The sequence below is a fragment of the Helicobacter cetorum MIT 00-7128 genome, from assembly GCF_000259255.1.
In the GTDB taxonomy this organism is placed as follows: Bacteria; Campylobacterota; Campylobacteria; order Campylobacterales; family Helicobacteraceae; genus Helicobacter; species Helicobacter cetorum_B.
In genome coordinates this window covers 1295335-1308970 of record NC_017737.1, presented here as the reverse complement: position 1 = coordinate 1308970, position 13636 = coordinate 1295335, and the positions used below count along the sequence as shown (strand labels likewise).

Genomic DNA, 13636 nt, shown 5'->3' with positions numbered 1-13636 from the left:
CTTATATGTTAGAAATTATAGACATAATTGACATTAAACACAACAGAGCGCTTGAAAAAAAGCGCTGAATTAAGCCCCTTGCCATGCGATTCAAAATAAGAATTAATCGCTAAGGGGATTTTAATGCCTATTTCAAAGCCATTGTGTCTGTCTATATTGGTGCGAATACCCCATTCTAAAGGGATTTGAAAATAGCTTGTGTGCATATTAGCGCTATAATTAGGCAAATAATTATTAATAAAATCCATTTGACTAATCCATGCGCTCGCACCTTTTCCTACCCAAGAGCTCCCAGAAATTGCAAAACCAAAATAAAAACCGGTTGTAAAATGTGTCTTGTTATTGTCTATGAAATTGAAAAGATAATCTATACCAAGCCCATAGACATTATTATTCATTTTTCCTAAACTTGTTATGCCATTACCTATGAAACTAGGGTTAGAATAGCCATAGTCATAAAAGAGATAGTAGCGAAATCCATGACGCTTAGTTTTACCAAAAAAGTGTTTATAGCCTACGTTCAAGCTTACCCCAAACATATTAGAGATAGTTGCACTTGAAGGACTTGTTGGCATAGCATTAATAGAATTAGAGATTTCAGCAATTTGATTAGATAGATTAGAGAGGATAGCATTTTGGGCTTGTGTGAATTGCTGTTCTAGTTTAGGCAAATGTGATAAATATGGTTCTAATTCTTGGAGGTTTTTAGCTTGTGAGATAGCTTGAAGTTCTGTGATTAAAGCAGGGTTTGAGCTATGGCTTATGACTAAAACTTTTTCAATATTTTTGGCTAAAGACTGAATATATTCTAAACTCTCTTGTTGTTCTTGTGGGGTTGTTGGTTTTTTTAACTGACTATTGATATATTGAAAGGTCTTTGGCATTTGCTTGACTTGATTTTCAATCTTTTTAAGCTGAGCGATATTATTTTGAGCGTTTATAATGGTTGCAATGCGTTGTTGGTTTGAAAAAGGATCATTTTTTTGCACTGCATGCATAAGAGAATATTGAAAGCCTACGCTTGCATACGCTCCATTTTCCTCCCCAAAGCAAGCACCAATTAGAGACAAATATAAAATCACTTTTTTAACACGCATATAATTAGCCTTAAAACTTATTTTAAAATCAAACACTAACTTTACAACAAAAATCAAAAAAATGGGCGTTTTTCTAGTTGGGTTACTACATAATCCTTATAATATAGGCAATATTTTGTTGAAGTCATGTAAAAAGATTTTTCTTTCCCAAGCTTTCTTGCAACCATTTTTTAAGACTTTTTGAATACAATACAAGCATTTCTATTTTATATTTTAAGGTTAAAATGATGAGTGGTATTGTTACACGCTTTGCACCCTCTCCTACAGGGCATTTGCATATAGGGGGGTTAAGAACAGCTTTATTTAATTATCTTTTTGCACGAGCTAATCAAGGGAAGTTTTATTTACGCATTGAAGATACGGATTTGAGCCGTAATTCTATAGAGGCTACAGAGGCTATTTTAAAGGCGTTTGAATGGGTAGGCTTAGAACATGACGGAGAAATACTTTATCAATCTAAGCGTTTTGAGCTCTATAAAGAATATATCCAAAAGCTCTTAGATGAAGATAAAGCCTATTATTGCTATATGAGTAAGGAAGAGCTAGATACTTTAAGAGAAGAGCAAAAAGCTAGAAAAGAAACCCCTCGTTATGATAATCGCTATCGTGATTTTAAAGGCACACCCCCTAAAGACATAGAGCCTGTAGTAAGAATTAAAGTGCCAGAAAATAAAACGATTAGCTTTAATGACGGCGTTAAGGGCTTAGTGAGTGTGAATACAAGCGAGTTAGATGATTTTATCATTGCACGAAGCGATGGCACACCTACCTATAATTTTGTCGTTACTATTGATGATGCTTTAATGGGGATAACAGATGTTATTAGAGGTGATGACCACCTTTCTAATACCCCTAAACAAATTGTGCTTTATGAGGCCTTGAATTTTAAAATTCCTAATTTTTTCCATGTGCCTATGATTTTAAATGAAAAAGGGCATAAATTAAGCAAGCGAGATGGCGCAACAAGTGTTATGGATTATCCTAAAATGGGGTATTTAAAAGAGGCGTTATTAAACTTTTTAGTGCGTTTAGGCTGGAGTTGCAAAGACCAAGAAATTTTTAGCATGCAAGAATTATTAAAATTATTTGACCCTAAAGATTTAAACTCTTCACCTAGTGCGTTTAACACACAAAAATTGTTATGGCTTAATGCCCATTATCTAAAAAATAAAAGCACCAAAGAGTTACTAGAATTATTAAAAGATTTTAGTTTCAGTAGCCTTTCTCATTTAAATCCTATGCAATTAGATTGTTTGTTTGACGCTCTTAAAGAAAGGTCTCAAACCTTACAAGAACTAGCCCTTAAAATTGATGAGGTTTTAAACGCTCCCAAAGAATATGAAGAAAAGATTTTTAAAAAGCTTGATAAGACAATAGTTGTGCCATTATTGGAAAAATTTAAGTTAGAGTTAGACAATGCTAATTTTGATGATGAGAGCACTTTAGAAAATGCCATGCACAATATCATTGAAAAAGAACAGATTAAAGCAGGCCATTTTATGCAACCCTTAAGATTAGCCTTATTAGCAAAAGGGGGCGGAATAGGGTTAAAAGAAACGCTTTTTATCTTAGGTAAAACAGAAAGTTTAAAAAGAATAGAAAGGTTTTTAAAGCAATTTTAAACTATTAAGCACTTAATGTGCTTAATTTTGGTTTGGCTCTGTTATATGACATTGATAAACTATTTTTTCATAGCTTAGATTAATTGCATTAAACATCAATATTAAAACAGAACCTTTATTATGTTAAGGTGTTGCTATTTTTTATTTTTCAAAATTTAAAATTTCAATTTCATTTTCAACTAATTCTATCCCCTCATCAACTAAGGCGATAGCATTAACTTGTGCTAAAGCTTGGATAGCCCCAGCTTCATAGCGGTTATTGTTATAGGGGATAAATTCATTGTTTGAATGATTGCCTAAAATTAAATGCGTGCGTTTGCCTTTGAGCTTTAAGGGGGCATTGATTTTAGTTTTGAAAGTTTTTAATGCGAAGTCTTTATTTAATGAAAGGCGTTCTAAAAGAGGTAAAATAAGCGTGCGTAAAACTAAAAGAGCGCTTAGGGGGTTTCCGGGCAAACCTATCACTAAACTTTCTTTAAGTTTGGCTAGAGTTATGGGTTTTCCGGGTTTTAAATTGACTTTTTCATAATAGAATGTTGCGTTTTTAGCTCTCAAAGTATTTTTAAAAAAGTCCTTATCGCCAACACTTACTCCCGCACTTGAAATGATTACATCATAGCCTTCTAATTCAAGTTGCTCTAGCTGTAAATCTTTATCATCTTTTAATACCCCTAAAAACTGCGTAGAATAGTCTTTAAGCATAGATTTTATAGCTACGGAATTGACATCATAAATTTGATATTCTAAAGCATTCTTTCCTAAAGCCACAAGCTCATCACCACTACTAAATATAGCAATTTTAAGCTTTCTATACACCTCAATTTCTTTAAGACCTTGAGAGGCGATTAAAGCAATATGCCCATAATTTAGTCGTGTGCCTTTTGCAATAAGAATGCTATTTAGCTTTGCGTTTTTGCCTTGTTTGCGAATATTAGCGTTATTTTTAAAATCTTTAGGCGCTAGGGCAAAATTCTCATCACTCTCTAGCATAAGCTCTATGGGAATAATGGTATCTATCCCTTCTGGCACCATAGCCCCTGTCATAATTTTCACGCATTCATTTTCTTTGATTTCTAACGCATGGGTATTTTCTCCGGCAAAAATATTTTTAACTACTTTAGTTTTTTTGCCTAAATCTTGCATTTTAAACCCATAGCCATCCATAGCGCTTTGGTCAAACTTGGGTAGGGGGCTAGAACAAATAATATCACTAGCTATAACACGCCCCACACTTTCAAATAATGAGACTATCTCTGTTTCTAAAGTTTTAGTAGCAATATTTGCATTAATCTCTTGAGCCTTTTTAAAACTAATCATTTTTACTTCCTTTTAAAATAGTTTGCTAATAGCGCTAAAAGTCAAACTCACTTCATTTTTAAAACGCTCCATAATAGCAGAAATGATTAAAATAATCCCCACAAAAGCAATGGCAATTTTTATTGGAAAACCAATAGCAAGCAGGTTGAATTGGGGGTGTGTTTTCATAATCATGCCAAAGATAACATCACTTAGTAGCACCAAGCACAAAATAGGGAATGCCATAGAAAAGCCTATCACAAATAAATGTGCGAATGCCTTTACAATAGATTTAGCTAATGAGGGCTCAAAAATAAAATGCCCTAAAGGCACAGCTTTTAAACTATGCTCTACAAATAAAATAATTTGATGATGAAAGGATAAATCCAATAAGATTAAAATCGCTAATAATAAGAGAGCTTGCCCAACAATGGGCTTTTGTGAGCCAGAAATGGGGTCATAAGCGCTTGCCATAGTTAGCCCCATAGAAAAGCTAATGCTATCAGTGGCAAACACTAGGCTTGCAAACACGATTTGTAAAAAAATAGAGGCGCAAATCCCTAAAAATAACTCTGACAAGCAAGCGATAATAAAGCTTTCTGGTGTATAGGTAAAATCATAGTGCGTGATTATAGGGTAAAAAATAGCGCTAACATACAAGCTTAATGCCCCACGCACTGAAATAGGCACTAAATTATTTTCAAAAAAGGGAAAAAAGGACAATACCCCCGTAACACGCAAAAACAATAAGAAAAAATCCCCCACATGCGTGCTGTTTAACTCTTGTAAAAAATCTAGCATTTAATTATCTTTATTCTCTTTGAGAGTGAAAAAATAATGCGCTAATAAAATCGTTTGCAATAAAGTCGCAAAAAAGTTAAAAAAAGGGATTAAAGAAAATAGATAACAACACGCACAAAAGCGATAATGAGACATTTTGTATTGTTTAAGCAAGGTTTGATATTTTTCATAATCTTTGAAAATAGCACTCCCCACATCTAAACTCATCGTATTTTTAAAAAATAAAAAATGGGGGATTAAAGAGAGAAATACCCCTATGATAGGGATAAAGTATAGGGGGGTTAGCAACGCCATAATCACTAACATGATTATTAAAGATTTTAAAAAGTATTTGATAGAAAAAGTAACGCTCCCAAACTCTTCTCGCTCTACTTGGAAATAATATTTTTTATGCAAATAAGAGATTACCAAAGGGGTATAAAAGATAGACATAAACACATTGCCTATTAGGGTCAAAAGGATAACAAACCAAATTATTAGCATATAAACTAAGCCTTTAAACACAAACGCCCATAAGCTTGCTAAAAAGCCTTCACTATGCGCCAATGCACTCCAAGAATGAGGCAAAAAGCGCTCGCAATATGAAAGGATATTATCGCTAAAATAGTAAAAAGCCATACTCCAAAATAGCACCCCAAGCATTACAGGAGCAAGGTTAATAACAAGCATTCTAAAACTAAAAAAGTCCTTCCAACCTTTAGACAAAAGCGATAAAAATGAAACCATAACAACCCCTAGAAATAGCATGAATTTCTTGCAAATTAGACATTGAATTTAAGCATAAAATAGCTTAAAAACTTGATTTTTAATGAATTTTATATATTAAAGAAAAATAGTATAAAAATCAGCTTAAACTTGCTATAATGCAAAGTTTAATTCCAAATTTTTGATTAAGTGGGGTATACACGATGAAAAAGAGTATCTTAAGTTTAGCATTAGTGAGTGCATTAAGCACAACCTTATTAGTAGCCAAGCCTGCTAACACAGCAACAACAGCTAAAAAGAGCGCTCCTACAGCTGGAGTATTAGCAACCGTAGATGGCGCACCAATCACTAAAAGTGATTTTGACATGATTAAGCAACGCAACCCTAATTTTGATTTTGACAAGCTTAAAGATGACCAAAAAGCGGCTTTGATTGACCAAGCCATTCGCACACTTTTAGTAGAAAAAGAGGCTAAAAAAGAAAAATTAGATAACACGCCAGAATTTAAAGCAATGATTGATGCGGTAAAAAAACAAGCTTTAGTAGAGTTTTGGGCAAAGCGTCAAGCTGAAGCAGTAAAGAAAATCCAAATTCCTGAAAAAGAAATGCAAGATTTTTATAACGCTAATAAAGACCAAATGTTTGTCAAGCAAGAAGCGCATGCAAGACATATTTTAGTAAAGAGTGAAGATGAGGCTAAAAGAATTATTTCTGAGCTTAACAAACAGCCTAAAACCAAAGTGCAAGAAAAGTTTATTGAATTAGCTAATCGTGATACGATTGACCCTAATAGCAAAAACGCTCAAAATGGTGGTGATTTAGGAAAATTCCAAAAAAACCAAATGACTCCTGATTTTTCTAAAGCGGCTTTTGCTCTAATGCCCGGCACTTATACTAAAACTCCTGTAAAAACAGAGTTTGGTTATCATATTATTTATTTGATTTCTAAAGATAAGCCTGTTACTTACACTTATGAGCAAGCTAAACCTACCATTCAAGGAATGCTCCAAGAAAGAAGATTCCAAGAGCTTATGAATAAGAAGATTGAGGAGCTTAAAAAGCAAGCTAAAATCGTTATCAATAAGTAATAATAAGGATTTCTTATGCTAGTTAATGGCAATGAGATTTTATTAAAAGCCCATAAAGAGGGTTATGGAGTAGGGGCGTTTAACTTCGTTAATTTTGAAATGCTAAACGCTATTTTTGAGGCAGGGTTTGAAGAAAATTCCCCTATATTTGTGCAAGCAAGTGAGGGAGCGATTAAATACTTAGGGATTGATATGGTAGTTGGCATGGTCAAAACAATGAGTGCTCGCTATCCTCATATCCCAGTAGCCTTACATTTAGACCATGGCACGACTTTTGAGAGCTGTCAAAACGCTGTAAAAGCAGGTTTTACTTCTGTAATGATTGATGCCTCTCATTATGCTTTTGAGGAAAACTTAGAATTAACCTCTCAAGTGGTAACAATGGCACACAATGCCGGCGTGAGTGTAGAGGCGGAATTGGGTCGTTTAATGGGTATTGAAGATAATATCTCTGTAGATGAAAAGGACGCCGTATTGGTTAATCCCAAAGAGGCTGAAGAGTTTGTTAAAAAATCTAAAGTGGATTATCTAGCCCCAGCTATTGGCACAAGCCATGGAGCCTTTAAGTTTAAGGGTGAGCCAAAATTGGATTTTGAGCGCCTAGAAGAAGTTAAGCGCTTGACAAATATCCCCTTAGTTTTGCATGGAGCAAGTGCGATTCCTGATAATGTAAGGAAAGCCTATTTAGATGCCGGAGGCGATTTGAAAGGCTCTAAAGGCGTGCCTTTTGAGTTTTTGCAAGAGTCTGTAAAAGGTGGTATCAATAAGGTTAATACCGATACAGATTTAAGAATTGCCTTTATGGCAGAAGTGCGCAGAATTGCTAATGAAGATAAGAGTCAGTTTGATTTGAGAAAATTCTTTGCGCCCGCTCAATTAGCGCTCAAAAATGTAGTTAAAGAGCGCATGAGACTCTTAGGTAGTTCTAATAAAATTTAATATTACAAGGAAATAATAATGGCAATTGGTATGAGCGAGCTTAAAAAAGGCTTGAAAATTGAATTGGGCGGTGTTCCCTATAGAATTGTGGAATACCAACATGTCAAGCCCGGTAAAGGCGCTGCTTTTGTGCGAGCAAAAATTAAATCATTCCTAGATGGCAAAGTGATTGAAAAGACTTTCCATGCTGGAGATAAATGCGAAGAGCCAAATTTAATGGAAAAGACTATGCAATATCTCTATCATGATGGTGATGCGTATCAGTTTATGGATGTAGAGAGTTATGAGCAAATTGCCTTAAATGACTCTCAAGTTGCCGATGCGTCAAAATGGATGCTAGAGGGCATGCAAGTGCAAGTTTTATTACACAATGATAAAGCAATTTCTGTAGATGTGCCTCAAGTTGTAGCGTTAAAAATTGTAGAAACTGCCCCAAACTTTAAAGGTGATACTTCAAGTGCGAGTAAAAAACCAGCCACTTTAGAAACCGGTGCTGTGGTGCAAGTGCCCTTTCATGTGCTAGAGGGTGAAACCATTAAGGTTAATACTGAGACCGAAGAATACCTAGAAAAGGTTAAATAAGGTTTTTGTTAAAAATTAAGAGACTTGCCAATAAATTAAGGTTAGTCTCTAATTATATATTTATGAAATAATGCAAAAGGGTGAGCTAGAAAAAAGAGTTTTTGTATTTATAGATGCTGAATATGTTATCCAAAGTTTGAGAACTCTAAGAAATAAACCTAGAGAGCATAGAATACTCATAAACAATATTTTATGGGGAAATCTCATAGAATATATCCTAGCAAATCGCTTGTTGAAAAAGGTTTTTTATTATTCATGTGAGTTAGATGAGAGAGAAAATCCATTAACCTATCATAGTCAGCAACGATATTTTAAAAAACTTCAAGAAGAAATCTCTTGTATAGATTTGCGCCTTTCACAATTACAGAAAGTTCCCTTAAAAACAAAATCCACTTGGAATGAGCAACAATCTTCATCAAGCATTAGAAATAAGCCTTGGACTTATATTCAAAAAGGTGTTGATGTGAAAATAGCGCTTGATTTGGTATTGAATGCTTATAAGGATTTGTATGATGTGGCGATTCTTATTGCCGGAGATTGCGATTTTTTAGAGGCAATTAAAGAAGTGAAAGCCTTAAACAAGCAAGTAGAGCTTATCACTTTTGATAGGACAGAAAAAACTTCTAATGTGTTAATCGCTGAGACAAGTTTGCATAATGAACTTAGCTATACGCAAAGCAATAAACGATTTTTCATAACTAGCTATGATGATAAGCTTAGCCAATTACGCATTAAATTTGGCGGTAATTAAGCTTGTATTAAGCAAGCTTTTTATTTTAGGGTTTTTTATCATTAGAGCATAAGTGAACCTTTAAAATCAATGTTTAAAAATATATCATCAATATTTTTATACTCTAAATGCTATCAAAGATTATTGTATATATGGATTTTAAGATGATAAAAACTAATGATAACACTTCAGCCTTTTAGCTTAAAATTGAACTTTTGCATTAAAAAACTTAAGGGTTTTTTAAAACTCCTTAAGGCAATAAAAACTGAGTTAAACTTCTTTGGTTTTTTTATAAGGATTAAAAATCATGCCCCTTTTTATAAAAATGTTATTAACCCCCTTAGTGCCAAACAAAGGGATTTAGCTTGTTGACTCTCTGCTAAAAGAAGTATCTTATTAAAAATAATAATAAAATTTAGATTTTAAAACATTATTTTTAAAAATAAAATTTACAAAAATATAAAATAATACCAAATAATATCTTTGATAAGAGACTACAAACAAGTATAAGATATTTGGAACAATAAGCAATGTGTTTTTAAACTAGGGTTAGCCCTAGGGTTTTAAAAAATTAGGGAAAATAATAATCGCAAATGCCATGCACCCATATAAATCCAACTGATGAAGTTATTAAAACTTGCTCGCTAAATCTCAAAAATAAAAGCCCATAAATCTCACATACATAATATACAATAAGGATTATAGAGAAGTGAGAAAATGGCTTGTTAAGATTTGAGAATAAAATCCTATGCCATTAAAAAAGCTATGAAGTATTATTTGCTCATGCCTAAGGAAAAGATTATAACCCTTATACACTCAAAGAATAAAGGAAAGCCCTATTCTTGTTGGGTGCTAATGATAAAAATACAAAAGAGCTTAATATTAAAAGTGTTAAGCGATAGCTTTATAAGTGCTTGAGTGGGGGCATTTCTTAAGTTTTTAAAATCTCAAAAACACATCTAGTGCTTTTATTATCTTTAAAATCTCTAATAGCGCCTAGTTTAAAAAGCGCTAAACACATTTTTAACAAACAAATAGTAAGGCGAGAGTTTTTAGTTCAATAAACCTTTAAAAACAGCGCATAAGGCGCAAGCATTAAAAATGTCTTTTTAAGAAAATGAGTTTTTGCAATCAAAAACTAGAATCAATCAAGATTGCTTTTAGGGATTTTGTAATAAGCCCATGCGCCTTAAATGGTTTAAGGTGTATAGGAGGTCAAGAAAAGGTTTTAATTTTTAAGAAAACATAGACCAAAAACATATAATACAAAAAAAGAATTATAGAAGTAATTAGAACCACCACTACAGCAAAGAATTGTTGGTGTTATTAGAATGTCATGTCTATAAACCCAAGAAATATCCTCTCAAGAATGATTAGGACTGTTGGGATTGTTGGAATGCTATGTCCCAAAAAAAGAATTTTGGGATTGTAAATGTGTATCTAAGCTATTGGGCGGTTAAAATGCGTAGAACCAAAACACACAAGAGTAATTAAAATACCAAAAAATAGAATTGTTGGACTTGTTAAAATATACATTTAAGAATTGTTGGGATTGTTAATACTATAACCCCAAAAAAAATTTGGGGATTGTTAAAAGGCTATATTTATAATACAATACGCAAAGTAATTGTAGCTCCCAAAGAATAATTAGGATTATTAGAACACCACCAATATAGCCCCCCAAAAATTACCGAGTGGTTAAAATGCACAGACCCAAACACAGGGGAGTGGGCTTAATTAGAACGCATACCCATAGACCCAATACACCGAGTAGGGGCGATAGTATTTCACTTCTGTGCTACCGGCCTTATAATAAGTGTTATAAATAGTAGGGATTTGAACCCCAATTTCAATAGAGTGTTGTTCATGCTTTTTTTGATGTTTTTTTAAGATACCAAAATTCATGCGCATGCCCACATCAAAGAGAAATTGGAATTTTGTCGTGGTGGGTTGCTTGATTAATTGAGGGTTGTTAGCTAGGCTTGTGATATAGCTATCTCCAGCAAGCTGAATCCCCGTAAAGAATCCTGCATCAATACTCCTAGAACCAAAAGAACGAGAGAACACATTATAGAGTGCGTCTGTTCCCACGCCATAAGTGAGTAAATTCACTTGATTGTGCGTAGAGCCATTACCAACACCTGCTCCATTATAAGAGAAAAAGCCATAATATCTCAAGCCAAAGGCTTTTTTCTTACCAAAGAATTGCTTGTAACCGATTTTAGTGTAAAATCCGCTCATTGAGTTAGTCTGCTTGCTGTTACCAGCAACAAATTGCGCTAACCAAGGGTTGGCTTTAAGCTGATTATTCGCTTGAATAAGCTTAGTCAAAGTGGCTTGAGTATTATCAAAGTATTTTTCAGTGCTTATAGGTTGTTTGCCCCATCCTTTTTGATAGCCTGTTACTATGCCAATATTGGCTTTATTGAGGTCATTAAGAGTTGTTTTGGATTGCTCAATCATATCTTGAACAAGATTAGTAAAAGCCTTAGCACTCAAGTCGTTGCCCGCATTACTAGCGTTAAAGGTTTGCATAGCAATCAAGGCGTCAATAAAATTACGAGTAGCTATTTTGGTAAGATTAGATTGGTATGTCGCATAAAAAGCTTGATTGCTATCAGCAAGCTTTAAATCTCCACTAGGCATATTATTAATGATAACATTTATATTCATATAGTCAAAGTAAGAGTATAGATTATTGAGACTATAGCGTTGTTGAAAGAGCAATGATTGGGTGGTATTCCCAAATTGAGTAATATCAGCAAGCTTTTTGATAGCTTGTTGGGCGTTTTGATACATCGCTTCATAGAGTTGGTAGCCATTAGTGTTTGCAAAGTCTTGTTTTATATCACTTTTTGGTTGCGGATAGAGATTGCCAAGATTTTGTAATTGCACCATAAGCAAATTGCCCAAATTCCCCACGATATTAGCACCCATATGCTCATTATTGATATTGATAGTTTTTGTGGCATTAATCTCATTGGCAAGTTCTATTTCCTTGTATTTATTAGGATTCTTCACACTCTGCACTACTTGACCTAATTCATAACCAAAGGTCATAAAGCCTCCATCTTCTTCAGCACTTAAGGGGCTTAGAGATAAAGAAAGCACTAGGCTTAAAGGGGCTAAAAATTTGATATTGTTTTTAAAATGTTTCACAGAATTTTCCTTGTTAAACTTTGTTGTTGTTATTTTCATCTTTCTTTTCCCCTTTCTTAGAATGAATACCCATAAGACCAATACACGCTATAAGGACGGAAGTATCTCACTGTAGTTCCAGCAGACTTATAATAGGTGTTATAGATAGTAGGCACTTGCACACCAATTTCTACAGTGTGTTGTCTATGGCGCTTAGTCTTTAACCCCATTTTTCCAAAGTTCATACGAAAGCCTAAGTCAAAGAGGAATTGAAAATGCGTGTTATGCACCTTAGCGACTAAATTGGGGTCATGCCTTAATGAAGAGTTAAAGGTCTCGCCAGCTAATTGAATCCCACCAAACACCCCCATATTAACAATCTTATTTTGATAAAGCCTTTCAAAGATGTTATAAAGCACATCAGTGCCTACCCCATAAGTGTATAGACCTACGGTATTATAAGTAGATTTAAAGCCAATATTAGCTCCATTATAAGAGAAGAATCCATAGTATCTTAGACCAATATTACGCTTTTTACCAAAGAATTGTTTGTATCCCCATTTGGTATAAAAGCCATTCATAATGTTAGTTTGTCTGCTATTGCCAGCACGAAACTCTGGGAGATAGGGGGTGCTTTTAACTTCTGAATTTAGATTGATGATTTTTTGCAAAGTGTTTTTGGCATTAGCTAGGTAGTTATCAAGCCCATTAGCCCTTTGTGCCATTTGCAAGCTTGTTTGTATAGTTGTGTTTAACTCAGCGTTAGTCATAAGATGACCTTTATCAAGCTCAGTTACAATATTCTTAGAAGTATCAATGATACCTTGAACTAGAGAGCTAAATCTTTGTGCGCTTAAGTTATTGCCATTAGCTTGGGAGTTAAACTCCGCTAGCTTTTTCGCATCTTCTTGGATTTGTGGTGCGACTTCTTGCAAAATCTTTTGTTGATTTTGAATGAAGTTTAAATACTTCGTATAGCTCGTTTTACCCTTTAAATAATCATCTATGGTTTCAAAAAAGACATTAGCCGAAGTCAAATAAGAGAGCTGATGAGACAAATTAGGATACGAAGTGCCTTCATAGCCATTAGAGAGATTGCTTTCAAGGCGTGCTGATAGGCTTGGTTGCCAAGTATAGCCACTATTTATGCAATTAATTCTATTTGTTGAAGTCAAGTTCGTGCAATAGCCAGAGCCAACCATAGTATTAATGATAAGTTTCGCACTCTCATCTAGCAAGCTCTGTTGTGTTTGAGAAGTGGTATCAATAGGAGCAGAAAGTCCTAGCTCATTCGCATTATAAGCCCCTAAAAACGCATACAAATATTTCGTAAAGGCATTGCTCAAAGCTCCCACGATATTACCTCCCACACTTAAGCTTGCTTGATTCATATAGACATTATTCGTTACATTATTATTCAGCTCTCTAGCAAGATTATCAGCCTGAGCCTTGCCCGGATTCTTGACATCTTGCATGACTTGCCCTAGCTCATACCCAAGTGTGAAAAAGCCCCCATTATCTTCTGCATATAAGCCAATACAGCAAACAAGACTTAAAAATAGCGCTTTGCTCTTAAATAGCATGCCACTTCTTTTAACATAAGATTTATATAACAAAAATACAAAAACATAACATACG

The 13636-nt window shown here is 34.2% G+C and carries 11 protein-coding genes; 5 read left to right on the top strand and 6 right to left on the bottom strand.

Annotated features, from left to right (window positions below):
* Positions 1–8: 8 nt before the first annotated feature.
* Positions 9–1097 (bottom strand): outer membrane protein, encoded by a 1089-nt coding sequence (locus tag HCW_RS06040; protein ID WP_014661340.1) that lies wholly within the window; start codon positions 1095–1097, stop codon positions 9–11.
* A gap of 227 nt (positions 1098–1324) precedes the next feature.
* Between HCW_RS06040 and gltX the strand changes: the two genes are divergently transcribed.
* A complete protein-coding gene (gltX, locus tag HCW_RS06035; protein ID WP_014661339.1) occupies positions 1325–2719 on the top strand; it encodes a glutamate--tRNA ligase in 1395 nt (464 codons plus the stop codon).
* Positions 2720–2860: 141 nt separating this feature from the next.
* Here the strand turns inward: gltX and HCW_RS06030 are convergent, their stop codons facing one another.
* From HCW_RS06030 to HCW_RS06020, 3 genes are read right to left on the bottom strand one after another with little or no spacing between them, the layout of a single operon-like run.
* Positions 2861–4036, bottom strand: coding sequence for a molybdopterin molybdotransferase MoeA (locus tag HCW_RS06030; protein ID WP_014661338.1), 1176 nt, complete (start codon positions 4034–4036; stop codon positions 2861–2863).
* 12 nt (positions 4037–4048) lie between these two features.
* A complete protein-coding gene (gene fliR, locus HCW_RS06025) occupies positions 4049–4816 on the bottom strand; it encodes a flagellar biosynthetic protein FliR (RefSeq protein ID WP_014661337.1) in 768 nt (255 codons plus the stop codon).
* A complete protein-coding gene (locus HCW_RS06020) occupies positions 4817–5542 on the bottom strand; it encodes an EI24 domain-containing protein (protein ID WP_014661336.1) in 726 nt (241 codons plus the stop codon).
* Positions 5543–5724: 182 nt separating this feature from the next.
* Here HCW_RS06020 and HCW_RS06015 point away from each other — a divergent pair, with 182 nt between their 5' ends.
* The 4 genes from HCW_RS06015 to HCW_RS09115 all read left to right on the top strand — a co-directional run bounded on the left by HCW_RS06015 (position 5725) and on the right by HCW_RS09115 (position 8881).
* Positions 5725–6609 (top strand): peptidylprolyl isomerase, encoded by an 885-nt coding sequence (locus tag HCW_RS06015; protein WP_014661335.1) that lies wholly within the window; start codon positions 5725–5727, stop codon positions 6607–6609.
* 15 nt (positions 6610–6624) lie between these two features.
* Positions 6625–7548, top strand: coding sequence for a class II fructose-bisphosphate aldolase (locus tag HCW_RS06010; RefSeq protein WP_014661334.1), 924 nt, complete (start codon positions 6625–6627; stop codon positions 7546–7548).
* Between the two features lie 18 nt (positions 7549–7566).
* On the top strand, positions 7567–8130 hold the full coding sequence (efp, locus tag HCW_RS06005) for an elongation factor P (RefSeq protein WP_014661333.1): 564 nt from the start codon (positions 7567–7569) through the stop codon (positions 8128–8130).
* Between the two features lie 70 nt (positions 8131–8200).
* Positions 8201–8881, top strand: a complete 681-nt coding sequence (locus HCW_RS09115; protein WP_014661332.1) for an NYN domain-containing protein — start codon at positions 8201–8203, stop codon at positions 8879–8881.
* Positions 8882–10597: 1716 nt separating this feature from the next.
* On the opposite strand, the gene HCW_RS05985 is transcribed toward HCW_RS09115, so the two are convergent.
* Positions 10598–12058: an outer membrane protein gene (locus tag HCW_RS05985; protein WP_014661330.1), complete on the bottom strand. Its 1461-nt coding sequence runs from the start codon at positions 12056–12058 to the stop codon at positions 10598–10600.
* Positions 12059–12075: 17 nt separating this feature from the next.
* Entirely contained in the window at positions 12076–13581 is a 1506-nt protein-coding gene (locus HCW_RS05980) for an outer membrane protein (RefSeq protein ID WP_014661329.1), read from the bottom strand.
* Between the last annotated feature and the right edge of the window lie 55 nt (positions 13582–13636).